Raw genomic sequence first — 23,313 nt, 5'->3', positions numbered from 1 at the left:
GGCGCGGCCTGAGAGGCAGAGGTGCTCATCGGGTCTCCGATCCTGCGGCGATGCGGGGGTCGATCAGGGGCTGAAGGAGATCGACGATGGTGTTGATGGTGACGAAGGCGACGACCACGACGAGCACGATCGCCTGCACCACCGGGAAGTCGAGGCGGTCGACCGACTGCACGAGCAGCGAGCCCATGCCGGCGAGGCCGAACGTCTGCTCGACGATCGCGCTCGACACGAGCAGGCCGGCGACGAGCACGCCGCTGACGAGCAGGATCGGCCCGATCGCGTTGCGCAGCACGTGCCGCAGCACCACCGACGAGCGGGTGAGGCCGCGGCTCGTCGCCACCTCGACGTGCTCGCGCACGAACTGCTCGTTCATCGACGAGCGGGTGACGCGGGCGATCAGCGCGACGAACGCGAGGCCCAGCGCGAATGCGGGGAGGATGAGGTGCACGAAGCGATCCCACCCCTCGTCGCCGCTGCCGAACGACGGGAACCACCCGAGCTGCACGGCGAAGACGGCGATGAGCAGGATCGCGATGACGAAGGCCGGCACCGCCCCGAGCGCCGTCGACGTCATCAGGATCACGCGATCCGCCGCCCTGCCGCGCCGCAGGCTGGCGAAGATGCCGGCCGCGAGCCCGAGGAGCACGATGATGACGGCGGCGAGCGCCACCAGCTCGAGTGTGACCGGCAGGCGGGCGAGCAGCACGTTCGACACGTCGTCGCGGTACTGCAGCGAGCGGCCGAAGTCGCCGCGCACCACGCCGCCGATCCACGAGAGGTACTGCTCGATGGGCGGCTTGTCGAGGCCGTACTGCTTCGTGACCTCGGCGATCGCCTCGGGGCTCGGGCTGCGGCCGCGCAGCAGGAACCGGGCCGGGTCGCCGGGTACGACGAAGCGTGAGAAGAACACGACGAGGGAGGCGGCGAACAGGGTCGCCACGAGGCCGACCACACGCCCGAGCACGAAGCGCGCCGTCGCCCCGCCGCGGCCCGCGCGGGTGCGGCGCGCCTCCGGTCCGTCCTCGCGCAGGCGCACGGCCCGCGTCTCGTTCGCTCCTGACGGTGCGCGCATCACTCGGCCCTCCCGATCGTCGCTGCCCAGGGGTAGTACATGTAGTAGATCGACGGGTCGACGCCTGTGATCCGCTCGCCGAGCCACAGCGTGGTCGGCACGTCGAACAGCGGAATCCAGGGGAGCTCCTCGCTCGTGAGCCGCTGCGCCTGCGCCGCGAGGTGCGAGCGCGCGTACGGGTCGTCGGTCTGCAGCGCCTTGTTCACGATCGCGTCGAACTCCGGGTTCGACCACTGGCCGTAGTTCGAGAACTCGCCGGTGCGCAGCACCGCGTACATCTCGAGCGGGTCGGTGCTCGAGAGGTACCAGCGCGTCGTCAGCAGATCGACGCCCTCGAGCGCCGTCGGGTCGGAGAAGAGGAGCGTGTAGGCGTTCGGCGTGCGCGTGTCGATCTCGATGTCGAGCCCGATCTCGGCGCCCGCCGAGGCGACCGCCTGCGAGATCACGTCGAACGAGGCATCGAGCGACGCGGTGGCGTAGGTGATCTTCGCGCCCTCCGCGCCCGCCTCGCGCACGAGCCGGCGCGCCTCGTCGAGGTCGTAGTCGTGGTTCGGCAGATCCTCGAACGCGGCGTCGGTCGCCTCGGGGTCGCCGTTGATCCACACCGACTCGGGCGTGAGGGCGTCGGTCGGCGTCGCGTAGCCCTGCACCGCGGCGCGCACCAGCGCCTCGCGGTCGAGCGCCATCGTCAGCGCCTGGCGCACCCGCACGTCGCCGAGCGGCCCGTCCATGTCTGAGACGATGAGGCTCTGCACGGTCGCGTTCAGGCCGAAGTGCACGCTGCCCGTGTCGCTGGCGCGCAGCACGTCGATGGCGTTGCTCGGGATCGTCCACGCGCCGTCGATCTCGCCCGTCTGCAGCGCGTTGACGCGCGCATTGGCGTCGGTGAGGATCACGAACGTCAGCTGCTCGGCCTTCGCCCGCAGCTCCGGATCCCAGTAGTCGTCGAAGCGGTTCAGGGTGATCGACTCCCCCGAGCGCCACTCGCCGAACGAGAACGGCCCGGTGCAGTTCACGCCCGTCGACTGGTTGCCGTAGTCGGCGCCTGCCGCCTCGGTGCTGGCGGCCGACTGGATGACGCCGGGGGCGGCCGACATCAGCTGGTTGAACTGCGAGTCGGGCACGACGGTGCGCACGGTGACCTCGTGCTCGCCGGTCTGCTCGATGGTGTCGACGTTCTTGAACGTGTCGTACCAGAACGAGGCCACCTCGGGGTCGAGATGCCGCTGCAGCGACACGACGACGTCGTTCGGCGTCATCTCGGTGCCGTCGTGGAACGAGACGCCCTCGCGGATCGTGTACACCCAGGTGAGCGGGTCGGGATGGTCGAACGCGGTCGCGAGCCCCGGCGAGACCGACAGGTCGGAGTTCCACCGCAGCAGCGAGTCGCAGACGTTCGAGAGCACCGTGTTGTCGTTGTAGTCGAACGCGTAGGCGGGGTCGAGGGAGTAGGGCTCGGTGCCGAGCGCCCACGTGAACGAGTCGATGTCGCCCACCGGCGCCGGGGTGGTCGCCTCGAGCTCGAACGTGCCCGCATCCTTCCCGACGGCGCTCTGCCCGCACCCGACGAGACCCGCGGCGAGCAGGATCGCGGTGCCCGCCGTGGCCGCTCGGCGCATGCGGCGCCCGGTCACGCTGCGCCCTCCGCCCGCGCGTACACGCGCTCGCCGCCGATCCACGTCTCGTCGACGCGCGCGGTGTGCAGATCCTCGCGAGCGAGTTCGAAGAGGTTGCGGTCGAGAATGGCGAGGTCGGCGTAGTACCCCGGCTCGATGCGGCCGGTCGCGTGGTCGAGGTGGTTCACCCGGGCCGTGCCCTGGGTGTACGCGTCGAGCGCCTGCGCCAGGGTGAGCTTCTGCGACTCGGGGCCGAGGGGCGGCAGGTCGCTGCCGGGCGAGCGGCGGTTCACGGCGATGTGGATCGCCTGCACCGGGTCGGGGCTCGACACCGGCCAGTCGCTGCCTGCGGCGAGCCGGGAGCCCGACGCGACGAGCTCGCCGAAGGGGTAGTGGTGGTCCTCGGCGTCGTCTGCGAGGAAGGGGAGGGTGAGGGTGTCGAGCTGATCCTCGTGGCAGGCCCACAGCGCCTGGATGTTCGCGGTCGCCTCGAGCGGCGCGAACCGCGCCACGTCCTCCGAGCGCACCACCTGCAGGTGCGCGAGGTGGTGGCGGTTGCCGCTCGCGCCGTTCTGCTCCCGCGCGTACTCGACGGCGTCGAGCGCGTCGGTCACCGCGCGGTCGCCGAGCGCGTGGAAGTGCACCTGCATGCCCGCGGCGTCGAGCGCGGCGACGAAGCGCGCCATGTCTCGCGGATCGAAGAACGAGATGCCGCGGTTCTCGGTCGCGTCGCCGTGGTGGTCGCGGTAGCACTCGTGCATCGCCGCCGTGAAGTTCTCGGCGACCCCGTCGACCATCACCTTCACCGACGCCAGCGAGAGCCGGTCGGGGTGGCACTCGCGCGCCACCTCGTCGCGGCGGGCGAGGATCGGGCCGAGCTGCGCGTCGCCGTCCTCCCGGTTCCACCACTGCGCCCCCCGCACCCGCACCTTGAGGGCGCCGTCTCGGGCGGCGCGCAGGTAGACGGGCACCGTGTCGGGGCTTCCCATGAACTCGCCGACGGCCGCGTCCTGCCAGGCCGTGATGCCGAACGAGACGAGGTGCTGCTGGGCGGCGAGCAGCCCCGCGTACGCCTGGTCGAGCGTGGGGCGCGGCCGCACCTCGCCGAAGAGGCTCATCGCGCCCTCGTGGGCCGTGCCCGCCGGGGTGCCGTCGGCCTCGCGCTCGAAGCGGCCGTCGGCCGGGTCGGGCGTCTCCGCGGTGATGCCGGCCAGCGCGAACGCGCGCGTGTTGGCCCACGCGCCGTGGTGGTCGCGGTTCTCGAGCAGCACCGGCCGGTCGGGCACGATCTCGTCGAGCATCTGCCGCGTGGGCGTGCCGCCGGGGAACGCGTCCATCGACCAGCCGGCGCCCTGGATCCAGGCGAGGTCGGGGTGCGCCGCGGCGTAGGCTGCGACCGCGGCGAGCGTCTCCTCGGCGGTGTCGCAGCCCGACAGGTCGCAGCTCAGCAGTTCGACGCCGGCCATCACCGGGTGCGCGTGCGCGTCTTGGAAACCGGCGATGAGCAGCCGGCCGGCGAGGTCGACGCGGGTGGCCGCCGTCTCGGCGAGGCGGGCCACCTCCTCGGCGTCGGTGGAGAGGATGCGCCCGTCTGCGACGGCGATGCCGCCGAAGACGGGGGAGCCCTCGGTTCCGGTGTAGATCCAGCCGTGCTCGAACACGGTGTCAGCGGTCGGGGTGTGCGTCACCGCAGCCTCCTTCGGCGTATCTTCTTCGATGCGTAGGAGTTCACGGTAGGCGAGATCCGCCGCCGAGTCAACGTCGATGACATGGACGTTGACTATTCGTGATCCGCGCTGGCTACACTGAGACCACCGCGAGACGCGGGAGAGACGCAGCTGACGACGGAGGCCGAGGGTGGCGAGTGGTGCCGGGGTGAGACGCGTGCGACTGGATCAGCGCACGATCATCGACGGGGTGCTCGAACTCGCGCGCACCGAACCCACCTCCCGCGTCACCTTCAAGCGCCTCGGCGAGCACCTCGGCGTCGACGCGTCGGCGATGTATCGGCACTTCCGCAACAAGGACGAACTGGTGCGCGCCTCCCTCGACCGCCTCAGCGGTTGGGCGGCCGAAGCGGGCCGGGCGGCGAGCGGCACGTGGCGCGAGCGGGTCGAGGTCGTCGTGACGCGCACCGCCGAGCTCAGCCTCGAATACCCCGCGATCGGCAAGGAGGGCGCCGTCACCGACCCGGCGGGCCCCGGCGACGCGTCCGCCGTCGAGTTCCTCCTCGAGATGCTCGTCGAGGCGGGGCTCTCGGGCGACGACCTCATCCGCTTCTACGCGGCGATCTCGGGCTTCATGCTCGCCCACTCCTCGGCGATGGCCAACGAGACCTTCCAGCGCGGGCCCCTCGCCCGCGACGGCTCGATCCCCTGGATCAGCACGTTCGGGCCCATCGCCCTCTCGGAGTACCCCCTCGTCGACGCGCATCGCGACGCGCTGCTCGCCGTCGACGGCATGACGGTGTTCCGCGCGGGCGTCTCGGCGATCCTCGACTCCGTCGAGCGCGCCGTGTCGGCCTGAACCCGCCGGTGCACACGTTTCTCGCCGGTGCACCGCCCTTCCCCCCGCGCCGCGCCCGCCGGTGCACACGTTTCTCGCCGCGCCGCGCCCGCCGGTGCACACGTTTCTCGCCGACGCACATGCGAAACACGGGTGGATCGGCGAACGCGGTGTGCGCCGGCGGGCGCGCACGGGCCGCAGCGGCGGGGGAGCGCGGAGCGGTGCGCGGCGTCACCCCGCTCGACCCCGCGCCGCGGCACCCGAGTAGGCTGGACGGGTGACCCGGGCGCGGCCCGAGAAGAGGAGGTGGCAGCCGGTGTCTGAACGCGGCGAGGAATCGACGGCATCGACCCCGGCTGCACCGGAATCGGCCCTGCAGCCGTCTGCGACCGGCTCGGCCGCAGACACGATCGCGCTGCTGCGCGCACTGATCCGCGAGGCGTGCGTCAACGACGGCAGCGTGGGGTCGGGGCAGGAGATCCGCAGCGTGCGCGTGCTGCAGCGCTTCCTCGCCGACGCCGTGGCCACCGGCCGCGTGGAGACGCACGTGCTCGAATCTGCGCCCGGCCGCGCCTCGCTCGTCGCGCGCCTCCGCGGCACCGGCACCGACCCCGACGCCCCGTCGCTCGGTCTGCTCGGCCACCTCGACGTCGTGCCGGTGGACCCCGACGGCTGGACCCGCAACCCCTTCGGCGGCGATCTCATCGACGGCGAGATCTGGGGGCGCGGCGCCGTCGACATGCTGTACCTCACCGCCGCGTTCGCCTGCGTGCTGCGCGACGCCGCGCTCGCCCCCGAGCCGCCCCGCGGCGACCTCGTGCTGATCGCGGTCGCCGACGAGGAGGGCGGCGGCGAGTACGGCATCCACTGGCTGGTGCGCCAGCACCCCGAGGTCGTGCGGGTGACCGAGGCGCTCTCGGAGTCGGGCGGCATGCGCATGGGCCGCCACGTGGCCATCGAGGTGGCCGAGAAGGGATCCGCCGGGCGGCGCCTCGTGATCCACGGCAAGCCCGGCCACGCGTCGATCCCGTACGGGGCGAAGAGCGCGTCGTACCGCGTGGGCGAGGTGCTGCAGCGCCTCGGCGAGGTGATGCCGGCCGCCCAGCTCGGGCCGCTCTGGAACGCGTTCGTCAGCGCGCGCATTGAGGATCCGGCGCTCGCCGAGCGGCTGCGCGACCCGGTGCGGCTCGACGCCGCGCTGCCGCACCTCGGCGGCATCGCCGGGTACGCGCATGCGGTGTCGCGCATCACGATGTCTCCGACGGTGCTGCGCGCCGGCATGACGCACAACGTGATCCCCGCGATGGGCACGATCGACCTCGACATCCGCACCCTCCCCGGCACCACGGACGCGGAGGTCGACCACCTGCTGCGCGTCGTGCTCGGGCCGCTCGCCGATGACATCGAGATCGAGCACCTGCGGGGCTGGGCGGCCACGACGTCGCCCTCCGACACCCCGCTCTTCGCCGCGATCGAGCGCGCGGTCGCCGCGGTCGCCGACGCCCCGGTCGTGCCGATCATGGCGGCCGGCGGATCGGATGCGCGCGTGCTGCGCGAGCTCGGCATCCCGGCGTACGGCTTCGGGCTGCTCGGCCCCGACTGGAGCTACGAGCGGTACCGCGAGGGCGTGCACGGCAACGACGAGCGCATCGACGTGGAGTCGGTGACGCTCTCGCTCGCCGCGCTGCAGCGCATCGTCGCGGATCGCCTCGCCTGATCCGACCCCGATCACCCGGCGCCGGTCACCCCCGCCCGACTGGGCGCCCGCCGGTCGCCGCCCGACCCGGCCCCCGCCTGATCAGGCCCAGCCGACGACGAGGCGCGCCGCGTCCGCGGGCACGAGCGGGTCGACGCCCGTGAGGTCGGCGAAGCGGCGCAGCCGGTTCGCGAGGGTGTTGCGGTGGCAGTAGAGCGCCTCGGCGGCGGCGCCGATGCTGCCGGTGTCGAGGTATCGGCGCACCGCCTCCTCGAGCCGTACGCGCTCGGCGGGGGTGCAGCGCGCGAGCGCGTCGTGCACGTCGGCGAGGATCGGGCTGCCGGCGTCGAGCAGGCTGCGGGCCGCGAGCCGCGCCCAGCCGCGGCTCCACGTCATCGCCCCGGTCTCGTCGGCGGTGAACGCCAGCGCCAGCGCCCGCGCGGTGGCGGCGGCCTGTCGCAGGTCGGCGACCCCGGCGAGCGCTCGCGCCACGCCGACGCGCAGGTCGAGCGCGCGCGCCGCGACCTCCGCGAGCCGGGTTCCGGGGAGCGGCGTCTGCCGCATGAAGGCGATGAGGGTCTCGCCGAGGTGGTGGGTGTAGACGCGCCCGCCCGCGCGTTCGAGTTCGGAGATGTGCACGCGCAGCGCAGCGATGTCGTCGCCGACGGCGGCGACGACGTGCAGCGGGGCGGTCTCGGCGAGCCCGAGGTCGGCGGCGATCGTTTGAAGGCGCTCGGGGCCGGGCTGCGCGTCCTGGAAGAGCGCCGCGATGAGCCCCTGCCGCACCGACGCCCGCTCCTCGTTCATGCGCTGCAGCTCGTCGAGGTAGGCGGCCTCGGTCTGGTGCACGTAGTCGTCGACGGTGCGCAGCACGATGTTCGTGTGCCGCACGATGAGCTCGGCGTCGGCGGCCGAGGCCGCCCGGGTGAGCGCCTCCCACAGCACGGTGAAGTCGTGGCGGATGGCGGTCATGAGCGAGGTGAGGGGGATCCCGGCGCGCGCCCGCGAGACGCCGACGTCGGTGGCGACGGGTACGGGGGCGGCGAATCCGCCCGCCCGCAGCCCTTCGATCAGGGAGATGAACGAGAGCGTGCCCGTGCGGCGCAGCTCGGAGACGGGGATCGGAGCCGGGTCGTAGCCGGGCACCGCGCCGACCTGCGAGAGGAAGCGGTCGGTGAGCGCTTCGGGGTCGAGCTGTGCGAGCAGCTCCAGCCACCGGCCGCGGTCGTCGGGGGTGGGGGTGTCGCTGAGCGCGGCGGCGGAGCGGGCGTCCATGCCTCCAGTGTATGTGCACATGCACTGAAATCTGCGCGTGTTCGGGGGCGATATGGCACTCCGGATGTGCGGATTCCCTGCGAAAATCGAGTACCGACGCCCGCGCAATCGTGCGCGTGCCGCACGCCCGGATCCCGCATCCTCGACGGAGAGAACGCATGAGCGAGACAACCCACACGGCATCGATCGAATACGGTGCCACGCAAGAACTGAGCGTCAAGGACGCGAACAAGGTCGCGATCGGAGCCCTCATCGGCACCGCTCTCGAATGGTACGACTTCTTCCTGTTCAGCGCTGCCGCCGCTCTGGTCTTCAACGTCCAGTACTTCACGAGCGAGAACGCGACGGCGGCGGCGCTCGCCTCGTTCGCCACCTTCGGCGTCGGCCTCGCGGCGCGCCCGATCGGCGGCATCATCTTCGGCCGCATGGGCGACAGCATCGGCCGCCGCAAGGTGCTGATGATCACGATCGTCGGCATCGGCGTCGTCACCGGCCTCATCGGCCTGCTCCCCACCTACGCGGCCATCGGCATCGCGGCCCCGGTGCTGCTCGTGCTGATGCGCGTGCTGCAGGGCCTCTTCGTGGGCGGCGAGTGGTCGGGCGCCATGACCATCGTCGTAGAGAACGCCCCGCTGCACCTCCGCGCCCGGTACGCGGCGATCCCGCAGATCGGCTCGCCCATCGGCACCATCTTCTCGTCGGGCGGCTTCTTCGTGATGACGCTCATCCTGTCGCAGCAGAGCTTCGACTCGTGGGGCTGGCGCATCCCGTTCCTCATCGCGTTCCCGCTGCTGCTCGTGGCCGTGTACATCCGCTCGAAGCTCGAGGAGTCGCCCGTCTTCCGCCAGCTCGAGGAGTCGGGCGAGGTCGACAAGACCCCCGTCGCCAGCACCTTCAAGCACAGCTGGAAGCAGATCATCGTGGGCATGGCGGCGGCCCTGCTCGGTGTGGGCGGGTTCTACCTCGTCACCGCGTTCTGCGTGTACTACGGCGTGAACGTGCTCGGCTACGACTCGTCGCTGATGCTGCTCGGCAGCATGGTGGCCGCGTTCGTCGAGATCTTCATGCTGCTGTGGGGCGGCATGCTGGGGTCGAAGTACGGCGCGAGCCGCGTGATCCTGTGGGGCGGCGTGGCTTCGGCGATCGTCGCGATCCCGGCCTTCCTGATGCTCGCGTCGGGCAACCCGGTGCTCGTGGTGCTCGCGATGACGCTCGCCGTGGCCGCGCTCTCGCTGCCCTACGCGGCCTCGGGCACGGTGCTCACCGGGCTCTTCCCGGCGAAGACGCGCTACACCGGCGTGGGCCTGGCGCAGAACACCGCCGGCATGCTCTCGGGCTTCATCCCGCTGCTCGCGACCGGCTTCGTCGCCGCCGCGGCAGATCACTGGTGGCCCGCCGCTGCGATGCTCATCTTCCTGAGCCTCTTCTCGGCATTCGCGGGCGCCGTCGCGCCGCGCCTCAGCGTGAAGCTGCCCGGCTTCAAGCACTGATCGACGGGGCCGGTGCGGACCCTCGTGTCGAGGGCCCGCACCGGCCTCTCCCGTTCCCGCCCCCTCGTTCTCGGAAGGATCGCACCACATGTCACAGTCGGCCGGCCACCTCATCGTCCGCACCCTGGAGGCGCACGGCGTGCCGCGCGTCTACGCCGTTCCCGGCGAGAGCTACCTCGACGTGCTCGACGGGCTGCACGATTCGACGATCGAGACGGTCGTCTGCCGTCAGGAGGGCGGGGCGGGCTTCATGGCGCTCGCCGAGGGCCGGCTCACGGGGCTGCCGGGCGTCGCGATGGTGACCCGCGGGCCGGGCGCCGCGAACGCGATGATCGCGATCCACACGGCGTGGCAGGATGCGACGCCGCTGGTGCTCTTCGTCGGCCTGATCCCGGTCGCCGATCGGGAACGCGACTCGTTCCAGGAGTTCAGCCTGACCGGCTGGTTCGGCTCGACCGCGAAGCGGGTCGTGACGATCGACGACGCCGACCGGGCGGGCGAGCTCGTCGCGGAGGCGTTGCGCGTCGCCGCCGCCGGCCGCCCCGGCCCGGTGGTCGTCGGGCTCCCCGAGGACGTGCTGGTGGAGCTCACCGACGCGGCCCCGAGCACCCCGATCCCGGTGCCGGATCCGCAGCCCTCGGCGGGGGAGATCGCCGCGATCGCGGATCGCCTCGCCCGCGCCGAGCGCCCCGCGATCATCGCGGGCGGAGACGGCTGGCACACGGGAGCGGGCCGGGCGCTGCTCGACTTCGCGGCCGACGCCGGCGTTCCGGTGTTCGCCGACTGGCGCGCCTACGACGCCGTTCCCCACGAGGGCCCGGCGTGGGCCGGCTGGCTCGGGTACGGCCGCGCCGACGCGGTCGCCGCGGGGTACGCCGCGGCCGACCTCCTCGTGTTCGTCGGGTGCGGCCGATCCGACGTGATGAGCGACGGCTACCGTCTCGGCTTCGCGGCGGAGACCGTGCTCGTGTCGATGGACCCGGAGGCCGCGATGCACGCGGGGCGCATCGACCAGCAGGTGCTCGCGACTCCGGCGGCGTTCGTCGAGGCGCTCGGCGCCATCGATCGCGCATCGGCGCGCGGCGGGCGGGGCATGGAGTGGATGGACGCACGTGCAGCCGCGCAGCAGCGGTTCGCGGCCCACCGCCCCGACGCCTCCGTGCCGGGCGTCGCCGGCGTCTCGGGCATTCCCGCGGGCGTCGAGCAGCCGGGCGTCGACCTCGGCATCGCGTTCGGCGAGCTCGACGACCGGCTCGGCGGCCGAGCGGTGCTGACGTTCGGGGCGGGCAACGCGACCATCTGGGCGCACCGCTTCGTGCAGCACCGCACGCCCGCGAGCCTCGTCGGGGCCCGCAACGGCGCCATGGGGCTCGCGGTGCCCGCCGCCGTGGCCGCCTCCCTCGCCTTCCCCGAACGCCCCGTCGTCGCGGTGTGCGGCGACGGCGACTTCATGATGAACGGGCAGGAGCTCGCCACGGCCTTCGCCCACGGGGCGGCACCGCTCGTGATCGTGGTCGACAACGGCATCTACGGCACCATCGTGCAGCACCAGGAGCGGCACTACCCCGGCCGCCCATCGGGCACGCGGATGGCGAACCCCGACTTCGCCGCCTGGATGCGCTCGTTCGGCGGCCACGGCGAGCGGGTGGAGCGCACCGAGGAGTTCGCCGCGGCCCTCGACCGCGCGCTCGCCGCCGAGGGCCCCGCACTCATCCACCTGCTCATCGACGAGAGCGTCATGCCGCCCGCCGCGGGCGAGATCGCAGCCTGAGGAGACACCCATGCAACTCGACCTGATCCTCACCGCACGTGAGATCCTCACCATGCACCCCGAGCGCCCCACGGCCACTTCGGTCGGCGTCATCAACGGGCGCATCGTCGGCTTCGACGAGGAGATCGCGGGGCTCGACGCCGCCGAGACCCACGATTTCGGCGACGCCTGCATCACGCCCGGCCTCATCGACGCGCACTGCCACACCGCCTGGTGGGGGCTCGGGCTCACCTCGATCGATCTCAGCGCGACGCGCGGCCTCGACGCGCTCTACGCGCAGATCGCCGCCGAGGTGGAGCGCCTCGACGCGCTCGGCGATCCCGAGGCGTGGGTGCACGGCACGGGGTTCAACCAGGCGCATCACGGCGGCGCCTTCCCCGACATCGCCCGTCTCGACGAGATCACCGGGGAGCGTCCGCTCTACCTGCGCCACACCTCGGGCCACGCCTCCATCACGAACACCGCCACCCTTCGGCTCGTCGGGGCGCTCGACGCGGAGTTCGAGAACCCGACCGGGGGCGTGGTGGTGCGCGACGCGCAGGGCGCGCCGACCGGCCTGCTCGAGGAGGCGGCGCAGGGGCTCGTGCAGGCGCTCCTGCTGCCCTACGCGACCGAGCGCCTCGTCGAGGCCCTGGAGGCGGCGACGAGCCGATACGCCGAGCAGGGCATCACGAGCTTCACGGAGGCGGGCGTCGGCGGCGGGTGGATCGGCCACAGCCCGATCGAGGTCGCGGCGTACCAGGCGGCGGCCGAGCGCGGCCGCCTGCACTCCCGGGCACAGCTGATGCCGGCGATCGACGCCCTCAGGCCCCTCACCGGGCACGCCGCCGACTTCTGCCGCGAGGGCGAGGGCGCCGGGCTCGACCTCGGCATCCGCGCCGGGTTCGGCGACGACGCGGTGCGCTTCGGGCACGTGAAGGTGTTCCTCGACGGGTCGCTGCTCGGCGCCACCGCCGCGGTCACCGAGGACTACTGCGGGCACGACCACAACACCGGCTACCTGCTCGACGAGCCCGAGGTGTACCGCGAGCGGGCGCTCGGCGCCTACCGCGCGGGCTGGCCGCTCGCCCTGCACGCGATCGGCGACGCCGCCATCGATCTGGCGCTCGACCTCATCGAGGAGGCGCAGGATCGCTACGGGCGCCGCGACGTTCCGTGCCGCATCGAGCACTTCGGCATCGCCCGGCCCGACCAGGTGGAGCGCGCGGGGCGCCTGCGGGTCGCCGTCACGCCGCAGGCGGGGTTCATCAGCGCCTTCGGCGACCAGATGGCGGATCGGGTGGGCCGCGACCGCGAGGGCTGGCTGTACCGGGGGCGGTCGGTGATCGACGCGGGCATCGTGCTCGCCGGATCCTCTGATCTGCCGGTCGCCGACAACAACCTGCGGCGCGGCATGCAGGCCGCCATCGACCGGCGCACCGAGAACGACACCGTGCTCGGCGCGGCCGAGGCGATCACCCCGGAGGAGGCGCTGCGCACGCACACCGAGTGGGCGGCGCGGGCGACCGGGCAGATCGCCGACAAGGGCACGCTCGAGCGCGGCAAGCTGGCCGACTTCACCGTGTTCTCCGCGTCGCCGCTCACGGCGCCCCGCGTCGCCGACCTCGACGTCGTCGCCACGGTGCTCGGCGGCGCGCTGAGCTACGACTCGCGACGCTGAGCCGCCCGGGATCGGCACGAGCCGCAGCGCCCCGATCCCGCCGGCCTCGGCACCCCGCCCCGGCACCCGTCCCGCAGCCGCACCCGCGCCGGCACCCCGCCCCGCAGCCCCGGCACCCCGCTCCGCAGCACAGCACACCACGTAAGGATGACCATGACGCAGCAGCACGATGAGGCCTTTCTCGCCGACTGGGCCGTGCACTCGCAGTTCGGCGCCGTGCCCGGCACCAACGGCGTCGACCGCCAGGCCGCGACCGCGGCCGACGGGGAGCAGCGGGCGTGGTTCGCGCAGCTGCTCGAGCAGCACGGGTTCACCGTCGAGCGCGACGCCGCCGGCAACCAGTTCGGCCTGCTCGAGCTCGTGCCCGGCGCCCCCTACGTGGTGACCGGATCGCACCTCGACTCGCAGCCGACCGCGGGCCGCTTCGACGGCGCCTACGGCGTGATGGCTTCGGCGCACGCCTGCTTCCGGGTCGCCGACGAGCTGCGGGCCGACCCCTCGGCGGCGCGGCTGAACCTCGCCGTCGTCAACTGGTTCAACGAAGAGGGCTCGCGCTTCAAGCCGTCGATGATGGGCAGCTCCGTCTTCACCGGCAAGATGGCCCTCGACGCGGCGCTCGCGACTACCGACCCGCTCGGCACGACCGTTGCTGACGCGCTCGACGCCATCGGCGAGCGCGGCACGGGCGATGTGCTCGGCGGCGATTCGGGCCGCGAGGTGGCGTCGTACGCCGAGATCCACGTGCAGCAGGGGCGCAGCATGGAGGAGGACGGAGTGACCATCGGCCTCGTGAACGCGACGTGGGCGGCGCACAAGTTCGAGTTCTCCGTGACCGGGGCGCAGGCGCACAGCGGCTCGACCCTCATGACCGATCGCCGGGACGCGCTGCTCGGAGCCGCCCGGCTCGTGGTGGCGGCGCGCGAACTCGTCGACGAGTTCGAGCCGGGCGCGCTCCACACCGCGTGCGGCGAGCTCAACGTCTACCCCAACTCGCCCGTCGTCGTGGCGAGCCACGTGGAGCTGCTGCTCGACCTGCGCTCGCCGAGCGCCGACGTGATCCGCGCCGCGCACGCCTCGCTGCAGCGCACGATCGAGCGGGTGCAGCGCGAGGATCGGGTGGAGATCACGGTCACCGCCGAGCACAGCTGGGATCAGAACCCCTACTCCGAGGCGGGCGTCGAACTGGCGCGCGAGGTGGCCGCCGAGCTCGGGCTCCCGCACGATCGGGTGATGACGGTGGCCGGCCACGATTCGACGAACATGAAGGACGTCGTGCCCACGGTCATGCTCTTCGTGCCGAGCGTGGCGGGCATCTCGCACAGTCTCGACGAGTTCACCGAGGAGGCCGACCTCGTCGCGGGCGCGAACCACCTCACGGGCGTCGTGCGCCGGCTCGCCGCCGGCGCGCTCGTCGACTGAGGCTTCGCGGGCGGCGCGGCGAGAGACGCGCGGCCCTCCCCTTCGCTCGCCGGAGCCTCAGCTCCAGGTGAACAGTTCGCGCGGGTGGGTGAGGCGCCAGCCGTAGCTCGGCGCGACCACATCGGCTCCGGTGACGAGGTCGACCGTGCGGTCGGCCGGCGCGTCCGGCTCTGCGGGGTCTTCCCGCTCCGCGGGGTCTCGCGGCTCCCCGGGACCGGCGACGCGGATCGCGCCCACGCTCCGCCCGGCCGCGGCATCGGCGCCGGTGAGCCCCGCATCGGGCTCGCCCGCCTCCGAGAACCCGCCGGATCGGAGCGACGCCGTACGCGTCGCCTCCTCGCCGGGCAGCAGCACGGCGTCGGCACCGCCGTCGGCGAGGATCGGGATCTCGGCGCCGTCGACGGTCGTGGCGGTGCCCAGGCGCTCGCCGGGCTCGACGATCGCGAGTCGCCGGGGCGCCGCGTCGAGCGCCGAGAACAGGTCGAGGCTCGAGCGCAGGCGATCCTCGTCGGAGTCGCGCCCCAGCACCACCGAGAGCTGCACCACCTCGCGGCTCAGCGCGTCGCTCGTGCGCGCCGCCGCGAGGTTGTACCCGGCCGCGTTCGTGCGCCCGGTCTTCACCCCGACCACCCCGTCGAGCACCCCGTGCAGCGGATTCGTGCTCTCGACCGTGCCGATGCCCCAGGGCAGGTCGACGCGGGGCAGCGCCACGATCTCGGCGACCGTCTCGTTCTCGAGCGCAAGGCGCGCGAGGCGCAGCACGTCGGCGGCAGACGCGGCGTTCCGCTCGTCCATGCCGGTCGGCTCGTGCAGTTCGAGCGATGCGAGGCCCGCGCGCTGCTGCCAGTCGCGCACCGCGGCGAGGAACCCGGCGTCGTCGCCGAACACCGAGTACGCGTACGCGGCGGCGAAGTCGTTGGCCGATGGCACCAGCGCGAGCTGCAGCATCTGGCGGGCCGTCACCTCGGTGCCCACCGGGATCGGGAACGCGACCCCGTCCTCGGCCAGGTACTCGGCCTGGCGCGCGGCGTCCTCGGCGGTCCAGATGTGCGTCGGGCCGTCCGATCCGGCCTCCACCGGTTGCGCGTCGAGCACGACGAGCGCCGTGACGAGCTTCGAGATGCTCGCGATGGGCGCCGCGCGCTCGGAGTTCGTCCACACCGCGTCGTCGTGCAGCCAGCCCACCGCCGTCGGATGCTGCTCGGCGTCGACGGCGCGCTGCACCCCCGCGGCGTCTGCCGAGAAGCGCGCCGTCGCCGGCTCGTCGAGGCGCACCACCGGCTCGGGCAGTGGCGCGATGGCGCACAGCACGGCGTAGGCGAGAGCGAGCAGTGCCGCGAGGCCCGCGGCGCCGAGGCCGACGAGGCGGCGCGTGCGCGGGCGCGGGGCGCGGTGCGGGGCGCGATGCGGGGCCGAGGTCGAGCTCACCCGATCCACCCTAGGGCGCTTCGGGACCCCGTCGCGTCGGTGAGAGATTCGGCGCGCGTGAGGCGATTCGCCCCCGGGGCCTCGCACCGACGCCGAATCTCTCACCGAAGCAGGGGGGGGGGAGCCGGCGCACCGCCCGGCCGTGCCGCACACCTGCACACTCCGGGCCGCACCGCCCGTGCAGGTGTGCGGCGCGCCCGTCGGCCGCATGCGCGATGATGGGTGCAGTTCGCCGCACCACCGAGGAGTCAGCCGATGACCGCACTCATCGCGGGTTACGCCCGCACGCCGTTCACCCGTTTCACCGGTCAGCTGGCCGCGCAGCCCGCCACCGTGCTGGGCGCTCACGCCGTGCGCGCCGCGCTCGCGCGGGCTGGGGTGGCCTCATCCGACGTCGACGCCGTCGTGGTCGGCCAGGTGCTGCAGGCGGGCGCCGGGCAGAATCCCGCCCGCCAGACCGCGGTGGGCGCCGGCATTCCCCTCGGCGTGCCCGCGATCACGCTGAACGCCGTGTGCCTCTCGGGCGCCGAGGCCGTGTCGCAGGCCGTGCGGCTCATCGCGAGCGGCGAGGCCGAGGTGGTGGTCGCCGCCGGGCAGGAGTCGATGTCGCTCGCGCCCCACGTGCTGCCGCTGCGCGCGGGCACCAAGTACGGCGACGCGACGCTCGTCGACACCGTCGACCGCGACGGCCTGTCGGATGCCTTCGATCAGGTCGCGATGGGCGCGCTCACCGAGACCGGCAACGCTCCGCTCGGCCTGACCCGCGCCGAGCAGGACGCCTTCGCGGCGGCCTCGCATCAGCGCGCGGCCGCCTCGGCGGAGTTCCTCGCGGGCGAGATCGAGCCGTTCACCGTCTCCTCCCGCCGGGGCGACACGGTGGTCGCGAGCGACGACGGCGTGCGCGCCGACACCACGGCGGAGACGCTCGCCGGGCTGCGCCCGGCCTTCTCGCGGGAGGGCACGATCACAGCCGGCAACGCCTCGCAGATCACCGACGGCGCCGCCGCGCTCGTGATCGTGAGCGCGGCGGCCGCCGAGCGCCTCGGCCTCTCGCCGCTCGCCGCGGTGGAGGCGACCGCGTTCGTCGCGGGCCCCGACACGCACCTGCACTCCCAGCCCGCTCGGGCCATCGAGGCCGCCCTCGCGAAGACGGGCGGCGCCACGGCCGCCGACCTCGCCGTCGTCGAGATCAACGAGGCGTTCGCCGCGGTCGGCGTGCAGTCGAGCCGGGAGCTTGGGCTCGATCCCGCCGTCGTCAACCCGCACGGCGGGGCGATCGCGCTCGGCCACCCGATCGGTGCATCCGGCGCCCGCATCGTGGGCACGCTCGCGCGGCAGCTCGCCGAGCGCGGCAGCGGGTCGCTCGGCGCCGTCGGCATCTGCGGGGGCGGCGGGCAGGGCAGCGCGCTCGTGCTCCGCGCCGTCTAGCGGGGCCGACGCCGCTGCCGATACACTCGCCGCTATGGGAGTGCAGCACGCAGCCATCGGCATCGACGTCGGGGGCACGGGTATCAAGGGCGCCGCGATCGACGTGGCGACCGGCGACAAGATCACCGCTCGGCACAAGGTGGCGACCCCCGCGGGCGGGGCTCCGGCGGACATCGCGGCGGCGGTCGGCCGAATGGCGGCGGCGATCCGCGCCGAGCTCGCAGCAGGCGGGTTCGCCGGCGCCGAGACGCTGCCGGTCGGCGTCACCCTGCCCGGGGTGGTGCGCGACGGCGTGATGCGCACGGCGGCGAACATCGACCTCAGCTGGATCGGCACCGACGCCCACGCGCTGCTCTCCGCCGCCGTGGAGGCGCCGTGCACCGTGGTCAACGACGCCGACGCGGCGGGCATCGCCGAGGTCGCGTTCGGCGAGGTCAGCGGGCTGCCCGGGGTGACGCTGGTGCTCACCTTCGGCACCGGGATCGGCTCGGCCCTCGTCGCAGACGGCGTGCTGGTGCCGAACTTCGAGCTCGGGCACCTGGAGCTCGACGGCTTCACCTCGATCGAGCGGCACACCGCGGCGAAGGTGATCGAGCGGGAGGGCATCACGCTCGCGGAGTGGGCGTCGCGGGTCGCCCGGTACATCGGCCATCTCGAGAAGATTCTGAACCCCGACCGGTTCGTGCTGGGCGGCAGCATCAGCAAGGCCTCCGACAGCTACCTCCCGTTCCCGGGCGTGACGGTGCCGGTCGTGCCGGCGCGGTTGCGCAACAACGCGGGCATCATCGGCGCGGCGCGACTCGCCGCCGAAGCGCTCGACCCCGCATCGGCCAACTCCGCACCGTAGGCGGCCTCCGCCCGCGCCGACGTGGCGGCGCCAGCCGCTTCGCCGCATGCGCCGGCCCATGCGCCAGCGTCGCCGCATGCGCCAGCGTCGCCGCACTCGCCAGCGTCGTCGCACCATCCGCACCCGCGCGGTCACGCGCACCCGCCGCACCTGGAAGAATGGGTGGGTACGAAGGGCGGAGGGCGAGCATGGCGGAAGCGGTCGGCGACGGCGATCCCGCCCGACCCGACCGGCGCACGCCGCCGACCGCGGTGATCAAGGCGGTGCGCAGCCTCTTCGAGATGCCGGCGGGCCCGGGCCCGCGGCTCTGGATCGCGCTGCGCGCCGCACTCTCGATCGGGGTGCCGTTCGGTGCGCTGACGGCGCTCGGCTACGAGGGGGTCGGCCTGCAGACCGCCGCGGGCGCCTTCGTGGCGCTGTTCGCCGCGGGCCTCGCCGCCGCGGAGCGCGCGAAGGTGCTGCCGTTCGTCGCGCTCGCCCTGATCGCGTCAGCGGCGCTCGGGGCGGCGCTCTCGCCGTGGCCGGTGCTGCTGGGCGTCGGACTCGTCGTCGTCGCGGGGGCGACGTCGGCGCTGTCGTTCGCCTTCCGGCTCGGGCCGCCGGGCCCGGTGTTCTTCGTGCTGAGCTACGGGCTCGCCGGCAACATCACGGCGGTGGTCGACGGGCAGCGGGTGAATTCGCCGCTGGTGCTCATCGCGGCCCTCTCGGGCGGTGCGCTGTTCTCGTATCTGCTCGCGCTCGCCCCCCTGCTGCGGGGGTCGGAGCGGGCGAAGCCGGTGCGCCCGCTCGGGGAGCTCCTGCCCGGTCCGTGGCTGGGGTCGGGCGAGCTTCGGCTGATCCTGCGCATTCTCATCGTCTCGGTCGCGGGCACGGCGGTCACGATGCTCTGGATCGACCCGCACCGCGCCTACTGGACGGTCTCGGCGGGCGTCGCGGTGATCGGTCTGAGCGCGGTGCGGCGCCACTCGCTCGCCCGCGGTCTGCACCGCACGGTGGGCACCCTCGTGGGTGCGGGCGTGTACCTCGCGATCGCCCCGCTCGGCGCGATCCCGTTCGCGCTCGTGCTGCTGCTCACGGGGCTGCAGTTCATCATCGAGCTCGTCGTGGTGCGCAACTACGCGCTCGCGCTCGTGTTCATCACGCCGCTCGTGCTGCTGCTCACCGGGGCCGCCGCCGGCGGGGGCGATCTCATGGGGGCCGCCGCGGAGCGGGTGCTCGACACGCTCATCGGCTCGGCGATCGCGGTGGCCACGGCGCGGCTGCACCGGCGGGTGACGCAGGATCGCCGCGAGTGATGCGGCGATCCGCTGCGCCGCCCGGTTACACGAAGCGGTAGGTGGCGTAGCGCACGGAGTCGGCGGTGCGCGCGGCGACGGCGAGGTGCAGCGAGCGCTCGAGGTGGGCGAGCGCCGGCGCCGACGTCTCGATCGTGACGAGGGTGCGGAAGTAGTACTCCGACGGGTCGACCGGCTCGCCGGCGAGCAGCGATTCGAGCACGTGCGGCTCGCCGCTGCGCACGCCCGTCGCCTGCAGGTAGAGCAGTTCGCCGGCGTCGGTGCGGGCCGAGTAGCGTCCGTCGATCTCGATCGACCCGTCGGCGCGCACGATCTGCCAGTCGGCGCCGCCGGGGAGAATCTCGGCGTTCACCTCGCCGGTGATGCTGCCGCCGAGAATGGGGATGATCCTGCGGTGGCCGGCCCGGGTGGCGCCGTGATCCTCGATCGCGCCGAGCGCGACCGAGACGTCGAACACGTGCTCGAGGCCCGGAGTGGGCAGTGCCGGGTGGGGTGCGGGTGCGCGGCTGGTCATGAGTGCTCCGATGCTCGGTCGTTCGCGGGGTGGGGTGGTGCGGGCAGCGCGGGATCGGCCGGCTGCTCGGGATCGGCCGACTGCTCGGGCTCGGCCGACTGCTCGGACTCGGCCGATTGCTCGGGCTGCTCGACCCCGCGGTCGGCGAGGAGGGCGTCGAGCAGCCGTTCGAGTGCGGGAAGCGCGGTCTCGATGGCGTGCGCATCGCGGGCCGGCAGCGCCGCCAGGGAGGCGCCGAGGATGCGCGTGCTTGCCCGGTCGTAGGCGGCGAAGAGCATTCGGGCCTCTTCCGAGGTCGACACCAGCACGCGCCTGCCGTCGGCGGCGTCGGGTCGGCGCTCGATCAGGCCGGCGCGCTGCATCGCCGCGAGCACGTTGCTGACGGTGGACCGGTCGAGGCGCAGGGCGTCGGCGAGGTCGCTCGGCGCGAGCGCCACCCCGTCGGGCAGGGCGCGGATGATCTGGATCTGCGAGTCGGGGATCTCGGGCAGGTCGCCGGCCGCCCGCGCGGCCGCGAGCAGGGCGCGGCGCAGGGGCGAGATGACGCCGGCGAGGCGGGCGGGGTCGACGGCGGCGCCCATCGTTCAGCGCACCACCGAGAGCGACGCGCGATCGTTCAGCGATGTGGGGTGGAAGCCGGCGGCCCGCTTGTAGGCCGTCGCGACCTCCTCGAGCTCGTCGGGGCCGATCACGTCGTGGATGTGGGCGAAGCCCTCGGGGGCGCGCTCTGCGGCGAGCACCATCACCTTCTCTGGGCCGGCCTGCCGCGTCTGCTCGAGCAGGGCCGCGGTCGCGGGGCGGCGATCCGCCTCGTAGGCGCGCAGCCCCGCTTCGGGCGAGGCGGCGGTCGCGAGGTGGAAGGCGAGGGTGCGCGCGTCGAGCGTCGCCTGCGAGCCGCCGTTCGACCCGTTCGGGTACATCGCGTGCGCGGCGTCGCCGACGAGGGTCGTGCGCCCGAACGTCCACCCGGGCAGCGCATCGCGGTCGACCATCGGGTACTCGAGGATCTCATCGGCGCTCGCGATGAGTGCGGGGATGTCGATCCAGTCGAACGACCACTCCCGGAAGAGGTCGACGATGGGCTGCGGGTCGATGGGGTGGTTCCAGTCGACCTCGCCGGATCCCGCCCCGCGCCGCTCGGCGATGAAGTTGATGGGCATGCGTCCGTCGGGCCCGACCGGCCCGAGCGGGTACGCGACGAACTTCTGCTCCCCGTCGCCGACCATCACCATGGTGCGACCGTCGAGGAACGGCTCGGCGGTCGCGACGCCCCGCCAGAGGGTGAGCCCGCTCCACGGGGGCGCCCCCTCGTCGGGGTAGCGCTCCGCCCGCACGGCGGAGTGGATGCCGTCGGCGGCGATCACCACGTCGGCGTCGACCGAGACCGGGCCGCGCGCCGTCTCGAAGTGCGCGGTGCTGCTGTCGGCGCGATCCTCGACCGACACGACCCGGTGCCCGGTGCGGATCACGTCGCCGATGCGCCGCTCGACGAGGTCGCGGAGGGTGAGCTGCAGGCGCCCGCGGTGCACGGAGAGCTGCGGCCACGCGTAGCCCGCGGCGAGCCCGCGCGGCTCCTCCCAGATCGACTGGCCGTGGCGGTTGAAGTAGGCGAGCGCCGAGGGTTCGACGCCGAGGGCGGCGATGTCATCGACGACGCCGAGTTCGGTGAGCTCGCGCACCGCGTGGGGCAGCAGGTTGATGCCGACGCCCAGGCCGCGGATCTCGGCGGAGCGCTCGTACACCTCGATGTCGGTGAGGCCCGCGTCGTGCAGGCTCAGCGCGGTGAGCAGGCCGCCGATGCCGGCGCCGATGATGACGATCTTCATTGATCACTCCCGTTCGCGGGCGGCCGGTGCCGGCCCGCCCGATAGTTTTGCGGCAAAACTAACACGGTGGGTGCGGGGGCGCAAGGGCGGGGGCGGGGCGGGGCGCGTGAGCGCAGCGCCCAGAGGCGCGCCGCCGCCCCTCCCCGCCCGCCGCGCCGCCCCGCCCCTCCCCGCGCGAGTGCGAGTGTTTCGCCGAGACGGAGGGAATCCCGCGCACAGAAACCCTCGTGCTCGGCGCAATCCCTCGTGCTCGGCGAGAGAGGGGCGGGGCGGGCGCAGGCGAGGGGCGGTGCAGGCGAGGGGCGGTGCGGGCGAGGGGCGGCGCGGCCGCCGCCCCCGCCCCCGCCGCCGCCGGCTAAACCAGGCGGGTCTTCGGCGAGACGCAGTAGGTGTCCTCCGCGTCGCGGTTCGGGATATCGCCGAGGGCCGCGTCGATCGCCTCCAGCGCGTCGGCTTCGAGCACGACGCCCGACGCCTTCACCGTGTCGGCGAGCTGCTCGGGGCGCGAGGCGCCGACGAGGGCGGCGGCGACGTTCGGGTTCTGCAGCACCCACGCGATGGCGAGCTGCGGCATGGTGAGGCCCGCCTCCTCCGCGATCGGCTTCAGGCGCTGCACGGCCTCGAGGATGCGGTCGTCCAGGAACTTCTGCATGAACTCGGCGCCGCTCTTGCCGTCGGTGGCGCGCGAGCCGGAGGGGACGGGCTGACCGGGCAGGTACTTGCCCGAGAGCACGCCCTGCGCCATCGGCGACCACACGATCTGCGAGATGCCGAGCTCCTCGGACGCGGGCACGACCTTGCCCTCGATGACGCGGTGCAGCATGGAGTACTGCGGCTGGTTCGAGACGAGCTGCACCCCGAACTCGCGGGCGAGCCGGTGGCCCTCGCGCAGCTGCTCGGCCGTCCACTCCGAGACGCCGATGTAGAGCGCCTTGCCCTGCCGCACGACGTCGGCGAACGCCTGGAACGTCTCCTCGAGCGGCGTCTCGTAGTCGAAGCGGTGCGCCTGGTAGAGGTCGACGTAGTCGGTGCCGAGGCGTCGCAGCGAGCCGTTGATCGACTCGAGGATGTGCTTGCGGCTCAGTCCGGTGTCGTTCGGTCCCTTGGGGCCGGTCGGGAAGTAGACCTTCGTGAAGATCTCGAGCCCCTCGCGGCGCTGGCCGTCGAGCGCGCGGCCGAGGACCGCCTCGGCCGCGGTGTTCGCGTAGGTGTCGGCCGTGTCGAACGTCGTGATGCCGGCGTCGAGCGCCGCGTGCACCGTCTGGATCGCCGCGTCGTCGGCGACCTGGGAGGCGTGCGTCACCCAGTTGCCGAACGTGATTTCTGAGACCTTGAAGCCGCTGTTTCCGAGATACCGATAGTTGACCATGGCCCCAGACTATGCCCGCTGCTCGGGTGCGGGCAGTGAATCGGGATCGGGCGACGGGCGGCCCGGCGGGCCGTGTGGGTCGGTGATTCGGCATCGGCCGGC

General features: G+C 73.3%; 18 protein-coding genes. 9 read left to right on the top strand and 9 right to left on the bottom strand.

Translation table 11 applies throughout. From position 1 onward, the window contains the following. Positions 1-25: 25 nt before the first annotated feature. From BLT44_RS01865 to BLT44_RS01855, 3 genes are read right to left on the bottom strand one after another with little or no spacing between them, the layout of a single operon-like run. Positions 26-1,072: an ABC transporter permease gene (locus BLT44_RS01865; protein WP_050803103.1), complete on the bottom strand. Its 1,047-nt coding sequence runs from the start codon at positions 1,070-1,072 to the stop codon at positions 26-28. Then, positions 1,072-2,706 (bottom strand): ABC transporter substrate-binding protein, encoded by a 1,635-nt coding sequence (locus tag BLT44_RS01860; protein WP_010155857.1) that lies wholly within the window; start codon positions 2,704-2,706, stop codon positions 1,072-1,074. The genes BLT44_RS01865 and BLT44_RS01860 overlap by 1 nt, the downstream gene beginning before the upstream one ends. Then, on the bottom strand, positions 2,703-4,376 hold the full coding sequence (locus BLT44_RS01855; RefSeq protein ID WP_010155858.1) for an amidohydrolase: 1,674 nt from the start codon (positions 4,374-4,376) through the stop codon (positions 2,703-2,705). Before BLT44_RS01855 ends, BLT44_RS01860 begins: the two co-directional genes overlap by 4 nt. 196 nt (positions 4,377-4,572) lie before the next feature. On the opposite strand from BLT44_RS01855, the gene BLT44_RS01850 reads away from it, so the two are divergent. Both BLT44_RS01850 and BLT44_RS01845 read left to right on the top strand, forming a co-directional pair. Further along, entirely contained in the window at positions 4,573-5,214 is a 642-nt protein-coding gene (locus BLT44_RS01850) for a TetR/AcrR family transcriptional regulator (protein ID WP_010155859.1), read from the top strand. Between the two features lie 295 nt (positions 5,215-5,509). Further along, positions 5,510-6,910: a M20/M25/M40 family metallo-hydrolase gene (locus tag BLT44_RS01845; RefSeq protein WP_010155860.1), complete on the top strand. Its 1,401-nt coding sequence runs from the start codon at positions 5,510-5,512 to the stop codon at positions 6,908-6,910. A gap of 81 nt (positions 6,911-6,991) precedes the next feature. Here BLT44_RS01845 and BLT44_RS01840 read toward each other — a convergent pair whose 3' ends face one another. Beyond that, positions 6,992-8,164 carry an RsbRD N-terminal domain-containing protein gene (locus BLT44_RS01840; protein WP_074689854.1) on the bottom strand — a complete coding sequence of 391 codons (1,173 nt, stop codon included), beginning with the start codon at positions 8,162-8,164 and terminating at the stop codon, positions 6,992-6,994. A gap of 158 nt (positions 8,165-8,322) precedes the next feature. Here BLT44_RS01840 and BLT44_RS01835 point away from each other — a divergent pair, with 158 nt between their 5' ends. From BLT44_RS01835 to BLT44_RS01820, 4 genes are all read left to right on the top strand, one after another. Continuing rightward, positions 8,323-9,654, top strand: a complete 1,332-nt coding sequence (locus BLT44_RS01835; RefSeq protein WP_010155863.1) for an MFS transporter — start codon at positions 8,323-8,325, stop codon at positions 9,652-9,654. An 88-nt stretch (positions 9,655-9,742) separates the two neighbouring features. Next, on the top strand, positions 9,743-11,425 hold the full coding sequence (locus tag BLT44_RS01830; RefSeq protein ID WP_010155864.1) for a thiamine pyrophosphate-dependent enzyme: 1,683 nt from the start codon (positions 9,743-9,745) through the stop codon (positions 11,423-11,425). A gap of 10 nt (positions 11,426-11,435) precedes the next feature. Next, positions 11,436-13,085 (top strand): amidohydrolase, encoded by a 1,650-nt coding sequence (locus tag BLT44_RS01825; protein WP_010155865.1) that lies wholly within the window; start codon positions 11,436-11,438, stop codon positions 13,083-13,085. 147 nt (positions 13,086-13,232) lie between these two features. Continuing rightward, positions 13,233-14,504 carry a M20 family metallo-hydrolase gene (locus BLT44_RS01820; protein ID WP_010157878.1) on the top strand — a complete coding sequence of 424 codons (1,272 nt, stop codon included), beginning with the start codon at positions 13,233-13,235 and terminating at the stop codon, positions 14,502-14,504. A 57-nt stretch (positions 14,505-14,561) separates the two neighbouring features. Here the strand turns inward: BLT44_RS01820 and BLT44_RS01815 are convergent, their stop codons facing one another. Then, positions 14,562-15,932: a D-alanyl-D-alanine carboxypeptidase family protein gene (locus tag BLT44_RS01815; protein ID WP_176783258.1), complete on the bottom strand. Its 1,371-nt coding sequence runs from the start codon at positions 15,930-15,932 to the stop codon at positions 14,562-14,564. A 255-nt stretch (positions 15,933-16,187) separates the two neighbouring features. Between BLT44_RS01815 and BLT44_RS01810 the strand changes: the two genes are divergently transcribed. From BLT44_RS01810 to BLT44_RS01800, 3 genes are all read left to right on the top strand, one after another. Beyond that, entirely contained in the window at positions 16,188-17,360 is a 1,173-nt protein-coding gene (locus tag BLT44_RS01810; RefSeq protein ID WP_010155866.1) for an acetyl-CoA C-acyltransferase, read from the top strand. A 34-nt stretch (positions 17,361-17,394) separates the two neighbouring features. Next, positions 17,395-18,207 (top strand): polyphosphate--glucose phosphotransferase, encoded by an 813-nt coding sequence (ppgK, locus tag BLT44_RS01805; protein ID WP_010155867.1) that lies wholly within the window; start codon positions 17,395-17,397, stop codon positions 18,205-18,207. 188 nt (positions 18,208-18,395) lie between these two features. Continuing rightward, on the top strand, positions 18,396-19,502 hold the full coding sequence (locus tag BLT44_RS01800; RefSeq protein WP_010155868.1) for an FUSC family protein: 1,107 nt from the start codon (positions 18,396-18,398) through the stop codon (positions 19,500-19,502). Between the two features lie 25 nt (positions 19,503-19,527). Here the strand turns inward: BLT44_RS01800 and BLT44_RS01795 are convergent, their stop codons facing one another. The 4 genes from BLT44_RS01795 to BLT44_RS01780 form a co-directional block, all read right to left on the bottom strand. Then, the gene (locus tag BLT44_RS01795) at positions 19,528-20,016 is read right to left on the bottom strand and encodes a DUF3237 domain-containing protein (protein WP_010155869.1); all 489 of its coding nucleotides are present in this window, start codon (positions 20,014-20,016) and stop codon (positions 19,528-19,530) included. Further along, positions 20,013-20,597: a MarR family winged helix-turn-helix transcriptional regulator gene (locus BLT44_RS01790; protein ID WP_010155870.1), complete on the bottom strand. Its 585-nt coding sequence runs from the start codon at positions 20,595-20,597 to the stop codon at positions 20,013-20,015. Before BLT44_RS01790 ends, BLT44_RS01795 begins: the two co-directional genes overlap by 4 nt. A 3-nt stretch (positions 20,598-20,600) precedes the next feature. Then, positions 20,601-21,842 carry a flavin-dependent oxidoreductase gene (locus BLT44_RS01785; protein ID WP_010155871.1) on the bottom strand — a complete coding sequence of 414 codons (1,242 nt, stop codon included), beginning with the start codon at positions 21,840-21,842 and terminating at the stop codon, positions 20,601-20,603. Positions 21,843-22,197: 355 nt separating this feature from the next. Continuing rightward, on the bottom strand, positions 22,198-23,211 hold the full coding sequence (locus tag BLT44_RS01780; protein WP_010155872.1) for an aldo/keto reductase family protein: 1,014 nt from the start codon (positions 23,209-23,211) through the stop codon (positions 22,198-22,200). Between the last annotated feature and the right edge of the window lie 102 nt (positions 23,212-23,313).

This window comes from Leucobacter chromiiresistens (genome assembly GCF_900102345.1).
In the GTDB taxonomy this organism is placed as follows: domain Bacteria; phylum Actinomycetota; class Actinomycetes; order Actinomycetales; family Microbacteriaceae; genus Leucobacter; species Leucobacter chromiiresistens.
The sequence above is the reverse complement of the archived record's forward strand: the minus strand, read 5'-3'. Positions and strand labels throughout refer to the sequence as shown.

Bases quoted from the DNA above. Each gene is read 5' to 3' on its own strand.
- BLT44_RS01785 (WP_010155871.1), bottom strand. From the start codon at position 21,842: ATGAAGATCGTCATCATCGGCGCCGGCATCGGCGGCCTGCTCACCGCG.
- BLT44_RS01800 (WP_010155868.1), top strand. From the start codon at position 18,396: ATGGCGGAAGCGGTCGGCGACGGCGATCCCGCCCGACCCGACCGGCGC.
- BLT44_RS01810 (WP_010155866.1), top strand. From the start codon at position 16,188: ATGACCGCACTCATCGCGGGTTACGCCCGCACGCCGTTCACCCGTTTC.
- BLT44_RS01825 (WP_010155865.1), top strand. From the start codon at position 11,436: ATGCAACTCGACCTGATCCTCACCGCACGTGAGATCCTCACCATGCAC.
- BLT44_RS01780 (WP_010155872.1), bottom strand. From the start codon at position 23,211: ATGGTCAACTATCGGTATCTCGGAAACAGCGGCTTCAAGGTCTCAGAA.
- BLT44_RS01830 (WP_010155864.1), top strand. From the start codon at position 9,743: ATGTCACAGTCGGCCGGCCACCTCATCGTCCGCACCCTGGAGGCGCAC.
- ppgK (WP_010155867.1), top strand. From the start codon at position 17,395: ATGGGAGTGCAGCACGCAGCCATCGGCATCGACGTCGGGGGCACGGGT.
- BLT44_RS01820 (WP_010157878.1), top strand. From the start codon at position 13,233: ATGACCATGACGCAGCAGCACGATGAGGCCTTTCTCGCCGACTGGGCC.
- BLT44_RS01840 (WP_074689854.1), bottom strand. From the start codon at position 8,164: ATGGACGCCCGCTCCGCCGCCGCGCTCAGCGACACCCCCACCCCCGAC.
- BLT44_RS01795 (WP_010155869.1), bottom strand. From the start codon at position 20,016: ATGACCAGCCGCGCACCCGCACCCCACCCGGCACTGCCCACTCCGGGC.
- BLT44_RS01835 (WP_010155863.1), top strand. From the start codon at position 8,323: ATGAGCGAGACAACCCACACGGCATCGATCGAATACGGTGCCACGCAA.
- BLT44_RS01790 (WP_010155870.1), bottom strand. From the start codon at position 20,597: ATGGGCGCCGCCGTCGACCCCGCCCGCCTCGCCGGCGTCATCTCGCCC.
- BLT44_RS01865 (WP_050803103.1), bottom strand. From the start codon at position 1,072: ATGCGCGCACCGTCAGGAGCGAACGAGACGCGGGCCGTGCGCCTGCGC.